This window comes from Lacibacter sp. H375, from assembly GCF_037892425.1.
GTDB lineage: Bacteria > Bacteroidota > Bacteroidia > Chitinophagales > Chitinophagaceae > Lacibacter.
Genome location: NZ_JBBKTT010000001.1, coordinates 2,017,802 through 2,039,157, shown reverse-complemented (window position 1 = coordinate 2,039,157; position 21,356 = coordinate 2,017,802). Strand labels below are relative to the sequence as shown.

Below are 21,356 nucleotides of genomic sequence, written 5' to 3'. Positions count from 1 at the left end.
TTTATATGAGTGGAATTTTAATCAGGAATTCTTTTTCTGTTTCTTCAATTATAACCGGCAAATCGCTGAGGTAGCGATAAAGAGAAATAAATTGAATTAGTCCTTTTTTATTAGATGTTTCAACTACATTCTTCTTCTGCAAATTATTTCTTACTGCCAGGTAATCGCCCTCAACAAAAATGTCGATCACCAGCGGAGAAGCTGTATCAATAATGTTATGCTTAATGGCATTTTCAATGAGGTTCTGCAGCGTAACAGGTGGTATTTTATAATGCAGGTATTCATCCGGCACATTAACATTTACCTGTAGACCTTTTTTAAATCTTGTTTGTTGCAAGTTTATATAAAGTTGTACGAATTCAATTTCGTCTTTTAACGATACCGTTTCATGATCACCATTCTTTAAAATATACCTGTAGATGCCAGACATCTGCTCAAGAAAATCACCCGCCACCTGCTGATCAGTTTCAATAAGACCGGATAAAGAAGTAAGTGAGTTAAATAAAAAATGCGGATTGAGTTGTTGTTTCAGGCTTTCATACATCACCATTGTTTTTTCTTTCTCCAGCTCCTGTGCTTTAGTTTTAAGTGTGAGAATTTGCTTTTGCTTTTGCATGCGGAAGCGATAGAAAAACACCAACGCTCCTGCCAGTAAAGCTCCAATGATCAACCAAAACCACCATGCTCTATAAAAAGGTGTGTGAATGTAAAGTGCTATCACTCGCTCCGGAGTTTGCCACGACCGATCTTTTGCAACAGCTTTCACCCTGAACGTATATTTTCCGGGATTGAGATTGTTATACAAAGCCGCAGCACTGGTATTTGCAGTGATCCATTTTTTATCAAACCCATCCAGTTTATATTCAAATGAATAAGGAAAAATTTGAGCATTGATCAATGAACCGAAATTAAACTCAAGCGAATTTTGATCTGGGTCTAGGTTCAACTTCGTTTCATCCACAATCAATTTATCCTTTCCGGAAATTTTTATCATGCTCAGCAGCGGTTCTTTTATTGCGGGTTTCAAATGAAGCCGCTCGGGCATAAACTTTACTACATCTTTATATACCGTTGCGAGCATTGCTCCTTCGCTGTCCTGCAGCAATGAATTTCCGTAGCTAAGTGTATTTTCATAAACAGGAAGATTATAATGACTGATGCTGTTTGTAGTTGGATTGAAAACCGAAAACTTATTCATCGCAACGATCCATATACGGCCATCCCTATCAGCCATTGCTTGTCGGGCAAAACTTGTTATTTCGTTTGAGTGGCTATACAAATGCATTTCTTCTTTACGTGTATCATATCTATACAAACCAACGCCTGCAGCAGCCATCCATAGATTTCCTTGTTTATCGTCGGCCATTGAAGTCAAATATCCCGACAACTCCTTTGCTTTGTCCTTAATATAGTATTTAAGTACTACTTCATTCTTTTCATTTATATAACCTAGCCACCCAAAAGCAGGAACAAACCAAGGCCTTTCTTTTTTGTCAAAGAATACGGTTCCATAAACAGGACGTTGACCATCTGGCAATGAATCAACTGAAGATTTTATTTTTATTGCATGGTTCGACACCTTGTTCCACTTTATGTACCCTTCCTTTGTTGAAAACCAAACGTCATCGCCATGTTCAACAAAATAAGTGTAGTGTATGTATGGCCAGTCCTCAAATCTTTTCTCTGAAGGTATTAGCTGCTTTGTTTTTTCATTGATTTGCCAGATGCCTGTATGTGTGAATGCGTATGGCTGACCATCCATAAAACCAACCCTGAACACAGGACCAGCCAACTGCCCGGCTATGTTTTTTTTCGACTTATCAAAATCAAAAAACTGGTACTTACCTGAACCGGGATAATAATGAATAACGGCAACATGTCCTTCTGATGCTAACCACCAACTTTGGTCCCTTGGGTCAATTGAGAATCCACCGAGCCAGCCATTCTTAATTTCCGGAACATTTTCAATTATCGGTATGATGCTATAGACATTTTTCGAATAATTGCATTTTGAAATACCACCGGCAGTTGCAAGCCAAATGTTGTTATCCTCGTCTTCCCAAGCATCCCAAAATCCATCGCCAGCAATGGATAATAGATTGTCGCTTTTATAAGCAATCGTTGTGAAATTATTTTTTCTGTAATCAATTACTGCCATTCTGTTATTCCAGGTACTTACCCAAAGCCGGTGATTACTGTCTTCAAAGACTGTTTGGCCGTTTGTGTCAGGCATTTCCGATCCCACATATACCTGGTGAAGAATTTTATGTGTAGCGGGATCAAAGGCTATAATCTTCTTTGTAACATTATCGAAGAACCAGAAGTAACCGCCCGGAGCTAATGAAAGTGCTGCCACACTATGATTTGTAAATAGTGAGTCACCGGGTTGATTTTTATAACTGTAAAATTTATTCTCTGCTGTGTTATAGAAATGCAAGCCTCGGCGTGTGGCAAACCAAAGTCCTTTGCCCGACGGATCTTCTAACATCCCGTTTTGTCGCACTGAATAATTTCCAAGTGAATCTGTATTACGTGTAAGTGGTCCTATTTCTTCAAACGCCTTTTTCTTTTTGTTAAACTTCACAATATTCCACTCGGTAGTGGCCCAAATATCTCCCCGCCTGTCGCACAAGATATTTTGCACTCTTCTTGCAAAATCAAAAGTGGGTGGTATGTAATTAATAAACTTATTTTTTTTAGACTGGTAGCAAAAAATACCGCTGGCTGCGCTGCCCCAGATATTACCGTCTTTATCCTCACACAAATCAATTATTTCATTATTGATAAATGAATTGGTGTCGCTTCCCGATTTGAAATTGTAAAAATGATTGCCATCAAACCTACTGAGGCCGTTAACCGTTCCTATCCACATAAGACCATGGCTATCTTTGAAAATACGATAGCTGTAATTAAAGCTTAGCCCCTGCCGTTCACCAATATTGTGAAATATAAACTCCGACGATTGGGAGTACAACTTAAAAAATGTGAGCAGGCAGAATACTATTAAAAAATACTTTCTCAAGTGCAGCATAAATTATTTGGTTAACGGAAAGCTAATTAAAACAACCGGGCTATACAAGTTTAGGATTACGATATGCCCAAAATTGAATTGAAATGCACAAAACTTCAAACGAGATGTGTATACAATAAAACGAATTCATGTGCACAGGATCTGATCACATTTTTTACTCCCGTTAATCATTTTACATTTCGTTTTAAAAGCTCAACACATGAGCTAGCAAATTTGCTCAGTCAGCGTCAAAAACTTTAGCCTGGCTTTTTAATTTTTCATTTTTGATCCGTCAATAAAACAAATTCAAAAAATTAACCAATGCTAAAACAAACACAAATGAAAAAGTTATTACTACTTAGTTCAATGATTATTTTTACACTTTTTACCAAGGCACAAAGTGTTGCTGTAAACACCGATGGCACAACCGCTCATAGCAGCTCAATATTCGAAGCCAAAAGTATTAACAAGGGCTTTCTTATACCACGAATGACTTCAGCACAACGTTCTGCCATTGCAGCTCCGGCGCTGGGATTATTAGTGTTTGATACAGATACAAAAACGATTTGGGCTTTTAATGGTATAGTATGGTCAAACCTTACTTCAGCAGGTGGTGGTAGTTTAACGCTGCCTTTTTCACAATCAGCGAACATGGCAACTTCATCCTTCCAGATAACTAACCAGGGAACCGGCGCAGCTATTGAAGGTTCTTCCACCGCACAATTTGGTATCGGCATGACTGCTAAAACAACAGGCGACGGTGGCTGGGGACTTTACGCTTTTTCAAACGGAGCTGGGGCAAAATCAATTTATTCTTATGCCGATAATGGTATAGCATTTCATGGTGAAAATAATAACCCTGCAAATACAAACACGTTGATGAATCTTATAAATAAAGGTGCAGGAAAAACAGGCAGCTTTCAACTTGTGAACACCGGCAGCACTTCTGCTAATGTGCAGATCGCAGGAAATCACTTGGGCGAGCAATTAAAAATATATCAAACAAATGCTGCAAATACATCCGCAGCCGTTTCAATAGAGAACTCAGGATCGGGTACAGGTATAGAAGTAATATCAACAACAGGCTATGCTGTTAAAGGTGTTACCAATACAGCAACAGGTTTTGCGGGAGTTCACGGATCAAATAACGGAACTGGCGGCAGTGGTGTTATAGGTGTATCCCATGCACCAAATACACAAGGGGTGTATGGATATTCAAACAGTGGAATTGGCGTAAGAGGTCTTTCTAGTTCTGGTACTGCATTATACGGTAACAGCTCAACAGGATATGCACTTGAAACAAACGGAAAAATAAAGATCGCAGGCGGCAATACTAATCCAAGTGCCGGAGCTGTATTAACAAGCGATGCATCTGGTAACGCTACCTGGCAAACGCTTCCTGCAGGAACTCCTAAAATTGCATTCAGAGCAGCAGGCATGGCGGATCCTACTGGTGTAGACAATATGATCCCATCATCTTTGCCTGGAGAATTAGCCATCAGAAAAAAAGTAGATTTCGCAGCAATTGGTTATGATTTTGGCAACGTTTATACTTTATATAATGGAAGTAATGAAAATACGGCCAGTAAGTTTACAGTACCAATGACAGGTCTCTATCATTTTGATGCGCAATTTGAATTCATGTTTGCTACTGTACTTGATTTCAAGGAAATTGAAATATCACTTATGGTTCAGCGTGGTTCAGAAACTTTCGAAATGGCAAGAGGTGGGGGTTATATCAATAGTGTTGATAATACACTGGCTAGCGTTAGTACCGATCTGACTTTACTTGCAGGTGACAGGGTATATGTAGCAGCCCGTCAATATAATTTAAGTTCGCTGCCTTCACCGTTTGTAAGTTCGATTTATTCAAACTTCTTCAGCGGACATCTGGTATTTCCTTTCGGTAACTAATCACAGCACCTAATTACATTTTATGAAACATTACATCACAGTGCTATTCTTGTTTGTCATTTTTGGGCGAACAAGTGCACAGCTAAAAATAGAGCCGGGTGCCAACTGGATTGTTAGCGGAATCCCATCCATTGTACTGCAGGATATAGACCTGGTAAACAATGGAATCATTTCAAGTGATATTGGAACGTTCAGGTTTGCCGGGGTTCAAAACTCCACTATCAGTGGTGGCAACATTCCGGGATTTTATTTATTGGAGATAGCAAAAACAAACAGTGCAAAAGTTTTGCTCGGAAATAATATCAATGTAAATCACTCCATCAATTTTATTTCGGGTCAATTAGATATGAATGGAAGAAATATTTTTCTTGCAACATCTGCTTACCTTAACAATGAAACGGAATTGAACAGAGTAACAGGTGCAGGGGGAGGTTATATCCAGATCGTTCAAAACATGAATATACCTAACCTGGCTAATCCTGGCAATCTCGGTGCATTCATCAGCAGTTCTGCAAATCTTGGATCTGTTACAATACGTAGAAGTCATTTGCCACAAACAGGCACAGGACTAACCAACAGCATCAATCGCAATTACGCCATTGTTCCAACTAATAACAGCAACTTAAATGCGACATTGAGATTGAAATATTTTGATGCTGAGCTTAATGGACAGAATGAAAACAATCTGGTAGTTTATAAAAGCACGGATGCAGGCTCCACATGGACTAACCTTTCAAAAACAAGTAACGATATAAATGCCAATTATGTTGAAAAAACTGCTGTTGCAAGTTTTGCTCTGCATACCGTAAGCAACAACAATATTATTGCGGGAGCCGTTACCGGTCTCACATTTACAGGCAGCAGAAAGAAAGCAACAGAGGTGCAGTTGAAATGGAGCACACAAACTGAAACAAACATGAGTGGCTTCCAGGTTCAACGGAAACTTGATACGGAAGCAGATTTTACCGATCGTTCATTTGTTAATTCAATGGCATCAGGAGGTAACAGTACAACAACACTTTCATATCAACTGGTTGATGCAAATGCACATACTGGATCGTCATCTTACAGATTAAAGATTATTGACAAAGCCAATAACGTTACATATTCACCCACTATCATTGTAGCTGGCAAAACAAAAGCAACAGGTGGTGGTAATGGAGGTGGTGGCCAAGGTAATAATCGTGAAATGACGGACATTGCAGAAGTAAAAGTTACAGTTGGGCCTAATCCTAACAATGGCAACTTCTGGTTCACAGTAAGCGGTATTGAAAAAGAAACAGCCGCTACTCTCTTTACAATTGATGGCAAAGTAGTGAAACAGTTCAAGGTCTTCAATATGCAGCAGGAAAAAATAAATGGATTACGCACCGGCGTATATATGCTGAAAGTACAAGGAATGGAAACAGTAAAAATTATTGTACAGTAAACATTACCCAACATCCTCTCAATAAAAAAGCACTCATTAATTTGAGTGCTTTTTTATTGATGAGTATTTTTTTATTGGTCGATCCATTTTTTAAATACCGGTGCTTTTTCCCTGCTCATGTCAATTTCAAATTTATGGTTGGGGTCTTTCAAACGAATGGTGAGTTTTGAATTCTCAACAGGCTTTACCGTTTGTATAGCATCAATATTAATAATGTATTGGCGGTTGGCACGGTAAAATTGATTGGGATTGAGCAATTCTTCCACATCATCGAGTGTAGAAAAATCGAGCATATATCGCCCTCATTATAGAGGTAGATGTAGTTTAGCGTTTTTTTTGCAAAGCACGCAACATCATTTGTTATAATGAACATCCATTGGCTTCGGATGTTTAACCGGAAGCATACTTTGTACTTACTGCACTTGATAACTCCGCTTCGGCAACTGGTTTTAGTAAAAGATCAACTCCATTTATTTACATGCACAGAAGCATCATTCAGGCTGTAAAAAAATCGATGGGATAATTAAGTTTATAATGTTCCGGCAGTTCAAAGCTCACAATATCGCTTTATTAAATATCATAAATGAAATCTCTGCTTTGGCATAATTGAAAAAGCGTCTCTTAGCCACTTTCAGGCTGGAGATCATTTTAACTACATCAATTAAAGGATGGACATTTTTGACCTCGTCTTGAAATATATGTGCAATGATATCTTTGTCTTGAAGAATAACTGTTTTAATGTGACCAGATCAAAGGAATGCGAATGCTGAATTCATATATTGGCATTCAATCTTATAATTAAATCTGTTGCATCGGGGAATCTGCTCTTTTACTGATAAAGTAAGCAACTAGGAATATAGAAAACACAAATAACGCTTTCATTATTTTTTGTTTAGAAGTGTAACAGAAAAAAACCAGTAAAAATAGCATGCTGGTAATCCGGTAGAATTATAGTTAAAGTGCCGAATCAGACGGTAGATATGTTAGGGTCACGATTTCGCAAATCAACAATGACTATTTAGGGGCAATAGCAAATAAAAAAGCCCGGTTAAATCCGGGCTGCTGAACCAAGAGAACTGCACTATTGATAAATGAAATTATATTTTTTTAAAGTTTCGTTATTTGTTCCAATCTCTATTGATTTAACATAGTTATTTGCATCTGTCTTGTAGATATATTGAAATGAAAACACTGTTTCTCCATTTGCGTCCATTGCTGTTAATCTCTTTACCAGGTCCTTCGATTGATTGCCAAACTGTGCATCAGTTATAAAACCTATTTGTTTAAAATCAAAGAGATCAATAGATAAAGTATTAAATCGATTATCGTGGTATGATAACAACATAGTTGATGTTAAAGCAGTATTTATATACTCCTGTATCGTCACCAAGTTACCCGCATCATAAGTGTAGACAAATTCCTGAACCAAACCTTGAGCGTTTACTTTTCTATTGCTCAAATATCCGCTACTATTGTACGTGAAATCTATCAGGCTTTCAGGAATATCCCGGTTGAATTTCTCCAGTTTAATTATTCTGTTATAAACATCACGTTGTGCATTCTTGTAAGAAATCTTTTCGTTACTTTCTTTCAATAAATTAGTAAGAAAATGATCATTACCTGGTTTATAATAATGTACAGCATCAGCAGCTGTATGTACAAGTAAATGCCCTAGTTCATCATAAAGCAAATGGAAGCTTTCGCCATTTTCTGCAAGTATCGTTGCCGGTTGCTTTACAACCGCAGTTCGTACATCTGCATTCGGTGTTATTCTGCTTTTTCTGCAGTTCAAAAGCAGCATTGCCGCTGCCAGAGAAACAATAACCAATTTCATAGATTCTGTTTTTGGACTGTAAAAATGTCTCCCAAGCTGTACAAATAAAAATAGAACTGAGTCAAAGGTCAGTTTTGCTTATTCAATGGTGGCAAAAGCCAAACAGAGTGCTACGATTATTTGGAGCCGTGAGTTGTGATTCTATTGTTAAACCTGTTTCACGAGAAAGAGCTTTTCACTGATTCGTTTTGTAAATGCACATACTATTCTGGAATTGTTTTTTGTAAGTAGTTTAAAGTCGTACCAGTCCAAAAAATCGATAAGTCCATACAGTTTAAATAAAATTTATATCCGTAACTTAGTCATAAATTGGGTACTACACCCAAAAACCAAAACGACTGTACTAACAAAAACCAATATCACCGCTTACTCAGGTATTGCTATATGCAACATCCTGCATCGTATTTTTTAGTGCCGCGGCGCAAAATAATTCCGTGCGTCTACATTTAAAATGGTGGCACCAGTTTCAATTCGCCGGTTATTATGCTGCCCAACTCAAGGGGTTTTATGAAGCCGAGGGATTAAACGTAAAAATTATACCTGCCAATAAAAGTCATCCTCCAGTTAAAGCAGTGTTGAATTTAGACGCAGATTTTGGCGTAACTGCTTCCGATATTATTTTAAATCATGCAAAGGGCGACAAGGTAATGGTGATCGCTCCAATTTTTCAACACTCCGCCTATACTGTCATTGCACTTAGTTCAAGTAACATTAATACGCCTGCTGATCTTGTGGGCAAACGAATCATGGCATCTGAAGACCAGGGATGGGTGCAGTTGCAGGCTTTATTTTTGAAAGAAGGTATTCCGCTCGATTCATTAAAAGTAATTCCTCACAGCTGGAATAATTTGGATCTGATAAACGGCAATGCTGATGCTATGACAGGTTACATTTCTGTTGAGCCAAAACAATTAGAAAATTTGGGCGCTCATGCTCATACAATTTTACCCGTTAGTTATGGTATTGATTTTTATGGAGACTTGTTATTTACAACAACATCTGTTGTAAAAAATAATCCGGAACTCGTTGAAAAATTCAAACGTGCCAGTTTTAAAGGTTGGGAATATGCTTTAAAAAAACCGGATGAATTAGCGGACTATATTCTTACACTGCCGGGAGTGAAAGAACGCAATGTTACCAAAGAACAATTGTTGTATGAAGCGGATCAAATGCAACAGTTAATATTACCTGGTCTTGTTGAGATCGGACACATGAACGAAGGAAGATGGAAGCACATACTTGATATACATCAAACGCTTGGGCTCATTGACCGGTCAGTTACGCTAGATGGGTTTTTTGTATGACCCGGAAAAAACTGAATCAAACAGGTTACTGAATATTATTTTGTATAGTGGTATTATTGCAGCAATCATTATTGCTGTTTTTCTGATATATAATCTTTCGCTCCGCAGAGCTGTTCGTAAACGTACACGTGAACTGGAGGCTGAAGTAAAAGCAAGAACAAAAACGCAGGAACAACTTGAGGTTAACAAAGAAAGGCTGAAACTTGCTATACGGGCAGCGGGTATTGGCATATGGGATTGGGATGTTGAAAATGATTCTGTTTTTTTAGGTGATTCGGCAGCCACAAACCTCGGTTACGATCCCGTTGAGTTCTTGACCAATCGAAACTATCTCCGTTCAAAAGTTCATCCAGATGATTTACAAGCGCTCATTAAATATGTTCACTCACAGATTAATGCTGAATCAGATGAACCTGGAGTTATTATTCGTTTGAAAACAAAATCGGGCGAATGGAAATGGTGCCTCCTTATCAGCAAAGCTGTTAAACGTGATCACAATAACAAAGCCAGGCATCTGTCAGGTATTTTTCTGAATGTAAATGAACTCAAAAAGAAAGAAGTTGAATTGAGTGATCTTTCCTCCACATTGCTGAAAAGAAATAAAGAACTGCAGCAGTTTGCCTATATAACGTCACATAACCTTCGTTCACCAGTGGCAAACCTGCTGAGTCTTTCACATTTATTCAAAAAAAAAGAACTGAGCGATCATAATAAAATTTATTTTGAAAAAATTCAGGACTGCATTGCCATACTCAACGAAACGCTAAACAATGTAAATGAAATTCTTTCTTTCAGAACAGTAACCGCTGAAAAAATGGGTGATGTGCCTTTGGAAAGCGAACTCCAAACCGTTATTGCATCTATCAGTGAGCAGATCAAATCAACCGATGTAATTATTACATACGATTTTGCTGTGAAAGAAATATGGTTTTCAAAAAGAATAATTCGCAGCATTTTTCAAAACCTAATCACCAATGCAATTAAATATCGCCGCAAAGATGTGAATGCTGTTATTCATATCAGTTCAGCCGAAGAGAAAGATTACTACAGAATTACGGTTGAAGACAATGGCCTGGGAATTGACCTTGAACAATATGGCGACAAAGTGTTTGCATTATTCCAACGCTTTCATACAGGTGTTGAAGGAAAAGGTATGGGGTTGTATATCATTAAAACACAACTTGAAACACTCAACGGAAAAATCACCTTGAGCAGTAAAGTGAATAGCGGCACAATCTTTACGGTTCATATTCCTAAAAAAGAATTACAGACATGAATGACCAGGTGAAACATATTTTGCTGATCGATGACGATGTTATCAATAATTTTCTCAGCAGGGAAATTATATCGATGTATTTGCCGAATGCAATCATTGATGCGTTTACAAATCCATATGAAGCCCTGCGTTATATCGAAAACAAATTGAATCAAAAACAATCGTTGCCTGATATTATTCTATTGGATATTAATATGCCTTTGATGGATGGCTGGGAGTTTCTGAAAAAGATCGATCAGCTGGAGCAGCGCAATCATTTTCATACAAATGTTTATCTCTATACTTCCTCCGTTTATCATGAGGACCGGCTGAAAGCTAAAAAGCTTTCCTATTGTGAAAAAAGAATTTCTCAAACCTCTCACAAAAGAAGCCATCCAGGAAATGCTGGCCGATTAACCTTTCGCTTCAATCTTCTTTTTCTACACTTCGCCTGTCAAAAACAGCCATTCGCATTCATAAGTTTTTACTTCTTTTTTGTTTGTTGCACTTTTACATTGTTGATTTAACAAAGAAAAACACCTTATGTATTTGCAGGACAGAAACAATAAATACGAGTGGCTTAACGGCCATATGCTGCTGAAAAACACCCTTAATATCTTATCATGCACGATGAACTGGCCGGTAAAATTTTTACCGGCGGCATCCTGCCTCTTTCTTTCAATCGTCTTTGTTTCTTGTGGCGCTAAAAAGATAGCAGGTATTACAAAAGATTTCAACACGGGTTTAACTGCACAGTATACCAACATGCAACCTAAGTCGGTTTTCCTGGTAATGAACAACGAAGTGCTGGGGCATACAGATATTCCGCTTGGTGAAAGTTTTGTGCTGGTGAATGATGAAATTGACGGGATGATTGAAAAGAACGGTAACGTATCAGCAGGTTGTTCGTTACGCATCACCGATGAAAATGGAAAAACTCTGTTGGAGGAAAAAGATCTTTTTGCAGACAAAGATGTTTTTAAAAGAGAGTCAGCAACAAGATTAAAATGCACCATTAATACCGGCAAGCCGATGGAATGGGAAAAGAATTACAACATACAAGTGGTGTTTTGGGATAAATACGGCACAGGTAAAATCATCAATGAATGTACGATAAGGAGTATCGACATTCCCTAATTTTCTCATGCAGTTGTTTTGGTTTCGGCGTTGCTTTTTTCAGGCGACGCTCTTTTTATTTGCCGATACAAAACTTACTAAAGATATAATCCAACCGGTCTTCATTTGTGATCTCACCTGTAATCTCACCAAGAAAATGCAGACAACGTCGAATATCCAATGCCAGCAGATCACCTGGTAATTGATTATCTAATCCTGCTTTAATATCGTTCAATGATTTTTCTACTTCCTGCAAAGCTGTATAATGCCGTGCATTGGTAACAATGGTGCTTTCGGTTTGTATGGTTCCCTGCACCACTTTATCAACCAGGCGCTCTTTCAATACATCAATATGTTTGTTTGATTTAGCGGCAATAAAGTAAACACCATCACCAGGATATTTTTGTTGTGCTGCATCTTCACCAAGTATATCAACCTTATTACCGATGAGTAAATAGCTTTTGTTTTGTTCCTGAACTTGCAGCAAAGCAGTTTCCAGGTCGGCTTTTGATTCTGTATTTACATCGAAGAGATAAAGCACAAGATCAGCCTGCTGCATTTTTTCCATGCTTTTTTCTACACCTATCACTTCAATGGCATCATTACTCTTGCGTATACCTGCTGTATCGATCAAACGAAAAAGAATACCATTTATGTTGATCACTTCCTCAATTGTATCTCGGGTAGTCCCTGCAATCTCACTCACAATTGCACGGTTTTCATTCAACAATGTATTTAGCAATGTTGATTTGCCTGCATTGGGTTTGCCTACAATCGCAACACTTACCCCATTCTTGATCACATTACCTAATTGAAAAGATTGTAACAGATCAGTTGTTACTTTCTGTGAGCGATAAATGAGTTCATAAAATTTTGTACGATCGGCAAACTCAACATCTTCCTGCGAAAAATCAAGTTCCAGCTCAATCAATGCGGAAAAAGTGATCAGTTGCTCTCTCAACTCTTTTAATACAGTTGAAAACCCACCACGTATATTATGCAGAGCTGTTTTTTGTGATGCTTCAGTATTGCTGGCAATTAGATCGGCTACTGCTTCTGCTTGTGTAAGATCAAGTTTGCCTTTTAAGAAAGCACGCTGTGTAAATTCACCGGGCTTTGCTAAACGAGCACCATGCTTTATAATTGTATTGATCACCTGCTCCTGGATATACGGAGAACCATGACAGGAAATTTCAATCACATCTTCACCTGTGTAACTCTTAGGATTTTTAAACAGCGAAACAACTACCTCATCGAGTACTTTTTCTCCATCTTTCAAAAAACCTACATGAATGGTATGTGAAGATTGTTTTGAAAGATCTTTTGAAGGAAACAATTGATTAACGATATCAATCGTCTTTGGTCCGCTTAAACGGATAACCCCAATGGCACCTACACCATTTGGTGTTGCAAGCGCAACAATTGTATCGTCCCAACCAGATAATTTTCCGAGCATGCTGCAAATTTAACGGTTGCAGACAAGCTGCACTACTTTTACTGCTTGCTGTCGAGCAAAACGTATTTGCCAATAGCAAGGATTTGCATTTCATCCAGCACATCAATCACTTCCTTGTAGGAGGTTTTCGTGGTTGGCTCAATAAGAACAACATAGTTTGAATCCGTGCCAAGTTTTTGAAAAATACGGTTGCGTTTGTCAATTAAATGAGTTCGTAAAGAATTTTGTGCATACAGAGTAAGTGTTCCTTTTTGTAAGGGCGTTTGCTCGAACCCTTCATAATAGTCAACCACACCATTTCCCTTCAGTTGCAAAGTGATAGTTGAAGATTCTGGCGTGTTCACAGGGGTTTTAACCGGTGTGTCGTCTGGTACATGCAATTGAAATGCTTTTGCTTCTGTAAGTTTTGTCGTAAATATAAAAAAGGTGATGAGCAGAAATCCTAGATCAACCATTGGAGCGAAATCAATGTTGAGTGATCTTTTGTTGGCTTGATTAATTGCATCCATAAGCTTTGTTTTCAATTGAGATGTGAAAAGAAGATGATTCCATAAGAAGAAAATATCTTCACCACATCTCACACAGAAACAAAAATCCCCATCGGAAATCCGATGGGGAACTTGCTTGTATATTCCTTCTTGAAAAGGTCTTAAGGTTGTTCGTCTGGAAGACGGAACGTAATCTTTTGACGACGCCATGCTTTTACCTGGCGGCCGTTTTGAATAGCTGGTATCCATTTAGGTCCACGCTTGATAGCGTTTACCGCTACTTCTGCTAATTTAGAACCTTTCATTGATAATGCTTCCACGTTACTTACGTTACCTTCTTTATCCACGATGAACTGAACTTCACATGTACCAGCTTGACCATCATCAACCAAATCGTCGATGTTTTTTTCTACTTCACGTTGTACATATTGATTCCATTTTCCTTCACCACCGGGGAACTGGGCTTCAACTTCCACTTTAGTAAATACCTGGTTAGGATCTTCTTTTGGAGCTTCCACTACTTTTGTTTCTTCTTCCACTTTTGGAGGATTCACAATTTCTGGATCCTTGATACCTTCCTGGTCAATTTTACCTACGTTGGTAATTTCTTCCACTTCTTTCACTTCTTGCTTCTCATCAAATTTTTCGTCTTCTACAATTTTAGGAGGCGTAAACTTAGTGATCTCAATTTTTGGTGGCTCCTGTTTTGGAGGAGGCGGTGGAGGCGGCTCAATTTTTTGCTGCTCTTCCGGCTTAATTTCCGCAAGTGTAACGTCCTGCACTTTTACTTTGCTCTTTTCACTGTCGCCAACGCTACGACCTACGATTACCATCAGGAAAATCAGCAAAGCTGCGCCAGCTGTTACTAACAGAGCGGTAGTTAACCTCTTCTGGTAGTTTTTGCGGAGTTCATAAGCACCATATTCCTTGTTCCTTTCGTCGAAAAGGATATCAAGAAAATCGGCACTTAATATTTTATTTACTTCCATAATTAACAGTTGTGTTTAGAATTAGATGCTTGTTTGCTTTTTTTCCATAAACTATTTTCCACCGGCAGGAGGAGCAGCAGGAGCAGTTCCTTCTGTAAGGTTGATTAAGTCTACTTCAACTGGAAAAATGTCAACAATCGCATATCGCTTAATGTCAGTGATCTGCATTTCATCAAGCATATCCACTACATTCTTATAAACAGAATTGTCGTTTGGCTTAATAATGATTACAAGATCTTTTTCAGGCGTATTTGCCTTTTTCCTGAGTAATTCGGCTCTAATATCTTTAAAATTAGAAGACTTGAAATTGGATCCGTCCTCGGCCAATTGTCCTTCATAATAATAAATGTGATTCTCCTTACCTAACAACACAGTAAACGCACCTGACGCTTTCGCCTGATTTTGTTCCTCCTCTTTAGCACTATCATCCGGAACATTGAGCTTAAAGGCCTTAGGCGTGCTCATTGTTGTAGTAAAGATAAAAAAGGTAATTAACAGGAACCCCAGATCCACCATCGGCGTCATATCCACCTTGGTATCTTTACGGGCTTGTTTCTTGACCCCGGGGCCTTTCTTATGCCCCCCACTATCCGGTGCTGATACATCTGCTCCCATAGCGTTTGTTATTAAAGTTAAAAATGTTGTTTACTTACCTTCTCTCTGCTTTTTATAAAGAGGCGTTCCGCTTGGCACACCTTCTAATGCTGTAATAAGCTTAAAGGAAAAAATACCGTTCTTTTTAAATGCAGCAAGTACATTCTTAAAATAAGGATACTCTGTTCCATTATCTCCATTCAACATCACGTTTTCTGGCTTGCGTCCACCTGTACCTGTAATTAAAGCGTTTAAATAATCATTTAACTGATTGTTCAACGTGTCTTTAACAGGAATACCAGGTTGAGAAAACTCTTTATACTGAGCATCATTAAGCGCCAGGAAACTTTTCAATTGTGTTACAGGCACTCCAATACCGCCAACTGAGAAATTTACAAAGTTTGAAATTTCCGCAGGAGTGAGACCTAACCCTTTCTGGCGGTTTAACACTTCCGCAGTGAGCTGCGCTTTTTCCTTGCCTTCCTTATCAGGACTGAAGCTGATAAACACTTTGCCGTCTTTATCAAACGAAACCTTAAACACATCTTTCTCCGGTTGATTAATCGAAGATACTGAGTGAGGGTTTTGAATTTTCAGCACCTCAGGTGGCTTAAATTTTGTTGCCAGCATAAAGAAAGTAAGGATCAGAAACGACAGATCCACGAAGGCTGTCATATCCACCCAAGTACTTTTTTTGGCAATTTTATTAAGTTTAGACATTTACTTACCAGTTTTGTAATGAAAGATTCAATAATTCAAAAAATCCATAAACATTCAATCAATTACTTGTACTGAGTTGCAAAACTTTGAGTTAATGTAAAGCTAGTTTCATCGATGCCATAAGTGATAGCATCGATCTTTGTTGTAAATACGTTGTACATGATCAATGCAAATGATGATGTAGCAATACCCAAAGCTGTGTTATACAAGGCTTCAGAGATACCAATCGCCAAGGCAGTTGCATCGCCGCCACCACCAGCAGCACCTAAGGCACTGAATGAGCGGATCATACCTAATACAGTACCTAACAGGGCGATCAATGTACCCAGTGAAGTAATAGTTGATAAGAATACGAGGTTTTTAGAAAGCATCGGTAATTCTAACGCAGTTGCTTCTTCTACTTCTTTTTGAATAGCCTGGATTTTCTGTTCATGATCCATTACTGTCTCCCCTGTCATTTCACGGTATTTTTTCAAACCCGCTTTCATAACATTACCAACAGAACCTTTTTGCTTATCGCACTCTGCAATTGCAGCGTCAATATTCTTGTTTGCGAGGTGATACTGAACTTTACGGATAAAATCAGTTGCATTTCCAGCACCCATTGCTTTGCGGATTGTGAGGTAACGCTCAATAGAGAATACAATTACCATTAAAAACAAGCCAATCAGAAAAGGAACGATGATACCACCTTCATAGATCTTGTTCATCTCGCCAATTGGTGTGTGATGTTTTGGCCAGAACCAAGCACCTGAAGTATCAGGCTCTTTAAACCCGCTTGCGTTACCTAAGATGAAACGCCAGATTAAATAACCGGCAATGATACAAACGATTGGCGCTACCCAAGAGATAACGTTGCTGCTCTGCTTTGCTTGACCTGAAGTTGCAGCCTTTGCTGCCGTTGGTTTAGTTTCAGCCATGACAATTGATTTTTTGGTTTTTAATTAAGTAAGTTTTTTATTCTTAAATGGTGGTACAATTCTATGAAATTTTCGTTTTCAAAAAATCAAACCATTCCCTCTGTACGGGTGGCACAAGTTAGGGAAATATTTATTTTTACCAACTTCCCGCCATTTTAATTTTTTAGTTTATTTCAGCAAACGATTGTGCCGTTTATCATATTTGTCCGTTCACACCTAACATTTTCCACTCCCATTTTGTATATCTGTGGTTTCGGGCATTCCATTTAATTTCAATCGATTTTTTAAACCAATCAAAGTATGATGAAAAATGTAACATTAGCATCGCTGCTGCTGGCAGGTAGCTTAACGGCAGGGCTGGCGCAAAACCGTCCCACAGTACCCACATCGGGAGGTGCTCCAACACCATTACCAACAGGTGCCCCACCAACGGCACAACGTGCCTCAATGCCCAAACCTTATAAAGAGGTCATAACCGATAAAGCCAAAACTGATGAAGGCTTATTTAAAGTACACATGGTTGATGACAAATGGTATTTTGAATTACCTGATTCATTGTTAAACAGAGACATCCTTGTTGTAACCCGCATTTCTAAATCGGCTGCAGGTCTCAGCAATGGTTTTTCAGGTTATGCAGGTGATATTGTAAATAACAATGTGATCCGTTTTGAGAAAGGACCAAACAACAGAGTGTTTTTAAGAAGAGTATCATTTGACCAACGTGGTTCAGATGAAAATGGAATGTATAAAGCAGTGGTGAATTCAAACATTCAACCCATTATGCAAACCTTTAATGTTGCTGCATTTGGCAGAGATTCTATCAGCAATACACGTTCTACCGTAATTGATATGACTGAGTTCGTTGCAGGTGACAATGATGTATTATTTTTCAGCACCGGTTCAAAATCAAGTTTGCAGTTGGGTGCGGTGCAGGCAGATAAATCGTATATCAACACCATCAAATCTTACCCTATCAATATTGAAGTAAAAACGGTTAAGACATATTCCCGTGGTGCTGCTGCCCCGGGTGCACAAACAAATCCTTTTTCAGCGCAAGCCAGAAGTGGCAACTTTACATTAGAACTGAACAGCTCTATGTTGTTGTTACCAAAAGTTCCTGCAAAGCCCCGTTACTTCGATCCACGTGTTGGCTTCTTTACACGTCGCTATACCGATTTTGATGCAAACCCACAGGGTGTAAAAGAAATTGAAATGGCCGTACGCTGGAAGCTTGAACCAAAAGAGGAGGATATTGAAAAATACAAGCGTGGTGAATTGGTAGAACCAAAGAACCCCATCATTTATTACATCGATCCTGCTACACCAAAGAAATGGGTGAACTATCTTATTCAAGGTGTAAATGATTGGCAGGCTGCCTTTGAAAAAGCAGGTTTTAAAAATGCTATCATGGGAAAGATGGCTCCTACTCCACAGGAAGATAGTACGTGGAGTTTGGAAGATGCCCGTTTCAGTGCTATTGTTTACAAGCCAAGTGAAGTAGCAAACGCAAGTGGGCCTAACGTACATGATCCACGCAGCGGACAAATCCTGGAAAGCCATATCAACTGGTATCATAATGTAATGAGCCTTTTACGCAACTGGTATTTCATCCAAACAGCTGCCGTTGATCCGGGTTCACGTACAATGGTATTTGAAGATGCATTGATGGGCGAACTGATTCGCTTTGTTTCATCACATGAAGTTGGACATACTTTAGGGCTTCGTCATAACTACGGTTCGTCTTCTACAGTTCCTGTTGATAGTTTACGTAATAAAAAATGGGTTGAAGCGAATGGCCACACACCATCTATTATGGACTATGCACGTTTTAACTATGTGGCACAACCGGAGGATAATATTACACGCATTGGTTTGTTCCCACGCATTGGTGATTATGACAAGTGGGCAATTGAGTGGGGTTATCGTTGGATGCCTGAGTACAAAACTGCAGAAGCAGAAGTACCAGTGTTGCAAAAACTCACCACTGAACGTTTAAAGAACAAACGTAACTGGTTTGGTACTGAAACAAATCCAGATGATCCACGTTCACAAAACGAAGACTTAGGTAACGATGCCATGAAAGCAAGTGGTTATGGTATTAAAAACCTTCAACGTATTGTTCCGAACCTGATCAACTGGACCAAGCAGGCAAATGAAAGTTATGAAGGTTTAGATGAAATGTACAACCAGGTACAAACACAGTTTGGACGTTACATGGGCCATGTTGCAAAAAATATTGGTGGTATTTATGAAACACCAAAGATGAGCGAACAGGAAGGTGCTGTATACGAGTACACACCAAAGTCAACACAGAAAGAAGCAATGAGTTTCTTAAATCAGCAGTTGTTTACAACTCCAACATGGTTAATCAACAACGATATCTTTAGTCGTACCGGTATTAATCCACAGGTTGTAATTGCAAACAGACAGGAATCTGTTTTGAATCGCATTATCAGTTCTTCAACCATGACAAAATTGTTTGAAGCAGAAGCTGCCATTGGCAACAATGCTTACAAAGCAACAGAAGTTATGGACGATCTGCGTCGTGCAATCTTCAGCGAAGTATATAACCGTAAAGCAACAGATGTATATCGCCGCAACCTGCAGAAAATGTTTGTTGAGCGTATCATTACATTATTGCCAGGTGGTGCTTCACCGCTTTCAATTGGTGGTCTTGGTATTACGTTACAGATTTCACCATCACTTAATATCAAAAACACAGATGCGTATTCAATTCTGAAAGGAACATTACGCACACTGCGCAACGATATTAAACTGGCCTTGCCTTTAACCACGGATAATATGACGAAACTGCACTTGCAGGATCTGAGTGATCGTATCACTGATGTATTGGAAAATAAATAAGATCTATCAACTTCTTATAACACGAGAGCCGCTTCAATTGAAGCGGCTCTCTTCATTTTGTTATACGATGAATAAATTACTCGTAACGTAAAGCTGTAATCGGATCGAGCTTTGATGCTTTGCTGGCGGGGTATAAACCTGCAAGCAATCCTGTAAAGAAACAAATGATGGCGCCAAGTGCAGCCCATCCCCAGGGAACAATAAAACCTGTTTTAAAGAAGATGGCAGCAAGATTACCAACAAGAATTCCTAATACAATACCAAAGAAAGCACCGAGTAAACTGATAAGAATACTTTCCCATAAAAATTGTGTGCGGATGCTTGCACCTTTTGCACCAATTGATTTAGCTAACCCTATTTCTCTTGTGCGTTCGCTCACCGCCACCAACATGATATTGGTTAAACCAATGGCAGCACCAAGCAAAGTGATAGCTCCAATGATGTATGCTGCATATTTAACAAACCGAAGTGTATTCTTGAGTGTTTCAACAATACTATCACTTCGGTCGATATAAAAATTATCAGCTTCTTTGATGTTTAATTTACGAGCCTGGCGAAATACACCGGTTGCTTCACCAACAGCTGCATCCATCTGTTTAAAATCATTTGCCCTTATAGTGATATTGTAACTACCGCCGCTATTAAAAACACGGCGCACATTGTTGTAGGAAACCAACGCCAGATTATCAAGAGATAAAAACGAACTTGCACCCCGTTCTTTCATTACACCAATAATGCGATAACGGTTAGAACCAATGCGGATAAGTTTACCAACAGCATAAGAGCCTTTTCCTTTAAAAAGCTTACGCACAAGATCACTACCTATGATCACTACGTTTCTCCCTGTTTCTACATCCAGTTTATTAAAATCACGACCATGTTCTAATGTGTAACCACTATTGAGTAAATAGTTTTCATCGCCACCTATAACTCTAACATTCGGATTAGTTTTCTCGTTTTCGTACAAAACAGTTGCATTGCCACTGGCGAACTTTGAAATACTGACTGTTGCAGGAAATGTAAACTGATCTTTAAATCGGCGTGCTTCTTCAAAAGTTATAAACCGGTCGAGGTTTGAGTTGCGTTGTTTGTTGCCGCCTTTCTTGGTTTTGGTAAGATCGCTTCTTGGCCCACCGCCAAAACGAATATTCCGCTCTTTAAAACGTATGCTGAACGAATTAGCACCAAGTATAGAGAAGTTCTCATACAAACTCTGGTTCATTGCTTCAATGGCCGTAATAATGCCAATAAGCGCCATAATACCGAATGCAATGATGGATACAGTAATGCCGGTACGTAATTTATTGGAACGTATGGTGCGCCACGCCAATGATAAGATGTCGGAGAATGTCATTGTTGAAAGGTAAACAAAGCAGCTTCCGTTTGATTTCCGCTTTATTCAATTGTGAAGTTAAGAAAGCTGATGGGAATTGCAAGCTGTTTCCATGAATGGCATAGCCAC

General features: G+C 38.8%; 17 protein-coding genes. 7 read left to right on the top strand and 10 right to left on the bottom strand.

Features of this window, described 5'->3' with window-relative positions; translation table 11 throughout:
* Position 1: 1 nt before the first annotated feature.
* Complete coding sequence (locus WG954_RS08960) at positions 2–3,022, bottom strand: sensor histidine kinase (RefSeq protein ID WP_340435665.1); 3,021 nt, start codon at positions 3,020–3,022, stop codon at positions 2–4.
* A gap of 327 nt (positions 3,023–3,349) precedes the next feature.
* Here WG954_RS08960 and WG954_RS08955 point away from each other — a divergent pair, with 327 nt between their 5' ends.
* Positions 3,350–4,924 (top strand): phage tail-like protein, encoded by a 1,575-nt coding sequence (locus WG954_RS08955; RefSeq protein WP_340435664.1) that lies wholly within the window; start codon positions 3,350–3,352, stop codon positions 4,922–4,924.
* A gap of 22 nt (positions 4,925–4,946) precedes the next feature.
* Positions 4,947–6,353, top strand: coding sequence for a T9SS type A sorting domain-containing protein (locus WG954_RS08950; RefSeq protein ID WP_340435662.1), 1,407 nt, complete (start codon positions 4,947–4,949; stop codon positions 6,351–6,353).
* Positions 6,354–6,424: 71 nt separating this feature from the next.
* Here WG954_RS08950 and WG954_RS08945 read toward each other — a convergent pair whose 3' ends face one another.
* Together WG954_RS08945 and WG954_RS08940 are read right to left on the bottom strand one after the other, a co-directional pair.
* The gene (locus tag WG954_RS08945) at positions 6,425–6,646 is read right to left on the bottom strand and encodes a LytTR family DNA-binding domain-containing protein (RefSeq protein ID WP_340435661.1); all 222 of its coding nucleotides are present in this window, start codon (positions 6,644–6,646) and stop codon (positions 6,425–6,427) included.
* A gap of 788 nt (positions 6,647–7,434) precedes the next feature.
* The gene (locus tag WG954_RS08940; RefSeq protein ID WP_340435659.1) at positions 7,435–8,187 is read right to left on the bottom strand and encodes a hypothetical protein; all 753 of its coding nucleotides are present in this window, start codon (positions 8,185–8,187) and stop codon (positions 7,435–7,437) included.
* A gap of 434 nt (positions 8,188–8,621) precedes the next feature.
* On the opposite strand from WG954_RS08940, the gene WG954_RS08935 reads away from it, so the two are divergent.
* The 4 genes from WG954_RS08935 (at position 8,622) to WG954_RS08920 (ending at position 11,883) form a co-directional block, all read left to right on the top strand.
* Positions 8,622–9,491 carry an ABC transporter substrate-binding protein gene (locus WG954_RS08935; RefSeq protein ID WP_340435657.1) on the top strand — a complete coding sequence of 290 codons (870 nt, stop codon included), beginning with the start codon at positions 8,622–8,624 and terminating at the stop codon, positions 9,489–9,491.
* The gene (locus WG954_RS08930; protein ID WP_340435655.1) at positions 9,475–10,767 is read left to right on the top strand and encodes a sensor histidine kinase; all 1,293 of its coding nucleotides are present in this window, start codon (positions 9,475–9,477) and stop codon (positions 10,765–10,767) included. The genes WG954_RS08935 and WG954_RS08930 overlap by 17 nt, the downstream gene beginning before the upstream one ends.
* Positions 10,764–11,273, top strand: a complete 510-nt coding sequence (locus WG954_RS08925) for a response regulator (RefSeq protein ID WP_340435653.1) — start codon at positions 10,764–10,766, stop codon at positions 11,271–11,273. Before WG954_RS08930 ends, WG954_RS08925 begins: the two co-directional genes overlap by 4 nt.
* Positions 11,274–11,376: 103 nt before the next feature.
* Positions 11,377–11,883, top strand: coding sequence for a hypothetical protein (locus tag WG954_RS08920; protein ID WP_340435651.1), 507 nt, complete (start codon positions 11,377–11,379; stop codon positions 11,881–11,883).
* Positions 11,884–11,938: 55 nt separating this feature from the next.
* Here WG954_RS08920 and mnmE read toward each other — a convergent pair whose 3' ends face one another.
* The 6 genes from mnmE to WG954_RS08890 all read right to left on the bottom strand — a co-directional run bounded on the left by mnmE (position 11,939) and on the right by WG954_RS08890 (position 17,029).
* On the bottom strand, positions 11,939–13,318 hold the full coding sequence (gene mnmE, locus WG954_RS08915) for a tRNA uridine-5-carboxymethylaminomethyl(34) synthesis GTPase MnmE (RefSeq protein ID WP_340435649.1): 1,380 nt from the start codon (positions 13,316–13,318) through the stop codon (positions 11,939–11,941).
* Positions 13,319–13,356: 38 nt separating this feature from the next.
* Positions 13,357–13,827 (bottom strand): ExbD/TolR family protein, encoded by a 471-nt coding sequence (locus WG954_RS08910; RefSeq protein ID WP_340435647.1) that lies wholly within the window; start codon positions 13,825–13,827, stop codon positions 13,357–13,359.
* Positions 13,828–13,967: 140 nt separating this feature from the next.
* Positions 13,968–14,795 (bottom strand): energy transducer TonB, encoded by an 828-nt coding sequence (locus WG954_RS08905; protein WP_340435644.1) that lies wholly within the window; start codon positions 14,793–14,795, stop codon positions 13,968–13,970.
* A 51-nt stretch (positions 14,796–14,846) separates the two neighbouring features.
* On the bottom strand, positions 14,847–15,410 hold the full coding sequence (locus WG954_RS08900) for an ExbD/TolR family protein (RefSeq protein ID WP_340435641.1): 564 nt from the start codon (positions 15,408–15,410) through the stop codon (positions 14,847–14,849).
* Between the two features lie 30 nt (positions 15,411–15,440).
* On the bottom strand, positions 15,441–16,109 hold the full coding sequence (locus WG954_RS08895; protein WP_340435639.1) for an ExbD/TolR family protein: 669 nt from the start codon (positions 16,107–16,109) through the stop codon (positions 15,441–15,443).
* A 62-nt stretch (positions 16,110–16,171) separates the two neighbouring features.
* Positions 16,172–17,029, bottom strand: a complete 858-nt coding sequence (locus WG954_RS08890) for a MotA/TolQ/ExbB proton channel family protein (RefSeq protein WP_340435638.1) — start codon at positions 17,027–17,029, stop codon at positions 16,172–16,174.
* A gap of 300 nt (positions 17,030–17,329) precedes the next feature.
* Between WG954_RS08890 and WG954_RS08885 the strand changes: the two genes are divergently transcribed.
* Positions 17,330–19,894 carry a zinc-dependent metalloprotease gene (locus tag WG954_RS08885; protein WP_340435636.1) on the top strand — a complete coding sequence of 855 codons (2,565 nt, stop codon included), beginning with the start codon at positions 17,330–17,332 and terminating at the stop codon, positions 19,892–19,894.
* 76 nt (positions 19,895–19,970) lie between these two features.
* Here WG954_RS08885 and WG954_RS08880 read toward each other — a convergent pair whose 3' ends face one another.
* The gene (locus tag WG954_RS08880) at positions 19,971–21,248 is read right to left on the bottom strand and encodes an ABC transporter permease (protein WP_340435635.1); all 1,278 of its coding nucleotides are present in this window, start codon (positions 21,246–21,248) and stop codon (positions 19,971–19,973) included.
* Positions 21,249–21,356 lie beyond the last annotated feature (108 nt).

Bases quoted from the DNA above. Each gene is read 5' to 3' on its own strand.
- WG954_RS08955 (WP_340435664.1), top strand. From the start codon at position 3,350: ATGAAAAAGTTATTACTACTTAGTTCAATGATTATTTTTACACTTTTT.
- WG954_RS08880 (WP_340435635.1), bottom strand. From the start codon at position 21,248: ATGACATTCTCCGACATCTTATCATTGGCGTGGCGCACCATACGTTCC.
- WG954_RS08950 (WP_340435662.1), top strand. From the start codon at position 4,947: ATGAAACATTACATCACAGTGCTATTCTTGTTTGTCATTTTTGGGCGA.
- WG954_RS08900 (WP_340435641.1), bottom strand. From the start codon at position 15,410: ATGGGAGCAGATGTATCAGCACCGGATAGTGGGGGGCATAAGAAAGGC.
- WG954_RS08905 (WP_340435644.1), bottom strand. From the start codon at position 14,795: ATGGAAGTAAATAAAATATTAAGTGCCGATTTTCTTGATATCCTTTTC.
- WG954_RS08920 (WP_340435651.1), top strand. From the start codon at position 11,377: ATGAACTGGCCGGTAAAATTTTTACCGGCGGCATCCTGCCTCTTTCTT.
- WG954_RS08910 (WP_340435647.1), bottom strand. From the start codon at position 13,827: ATGGATGCAATTAATCAAGCCAACAAAAGATCACTCAACATTGATTTC.
- WG954_RS08885 (WP_340435636.1), top strand. From the start codon at position 17,330: ATGATGAAAAATGTAACATTAGCATCGCTGCTGCTGGCAGGTAGCTTA.
- WG954_RS08895 (WP_340435639.1), bottom strand. From the start codon at position 16,109: ATGTCTAAACTTAATAAAATTGCCAAAAAAAGTACTTGGGTGGATATG.
- WG954_RS08925 (WP_340435653.1), top strand. From the start codon at position 10,764: ATGAATGACCAGGTGAAACATATTTTGCTGATCGATGACGATGTTATC.
- WG954_RS08890 (WP_340435638.1), bottom strand. From the start codon at position 17,029: ATGGCTGAAACTAAACCAACGGCAGCAAAGGCTGCAACTTCAGGTCAA.
- WG954_RS08940 (WP_340435659.1), bottom strand. From the start codon at position 8,187: ATGAAATTGGTTATTGTTTCTCTGGCAGCGGCAATGCTGCTTTTGAAC.
- WG954_RS08930 (WP_340435655.1), top strand. From the start codon at position 9,475: ATGGGTTTTTTGTATGACCCGGAAAAAACTGAATCAAACAGGTTACTG.
- WG954_RS08945 (WP_340435661.1), bottom strand. From the start codon at position 6,646: ATGCTCGATTTTTCTACACTCGATGATGTGGAAGAATTGCTCAATCCC.
- mnmE (WP_340435649.1), bottom strand. From the start codon at position 13,318: ATGCTCGGAAAATTATCTGGTTGGGACGATACAATTGTTGCGCTTGCA.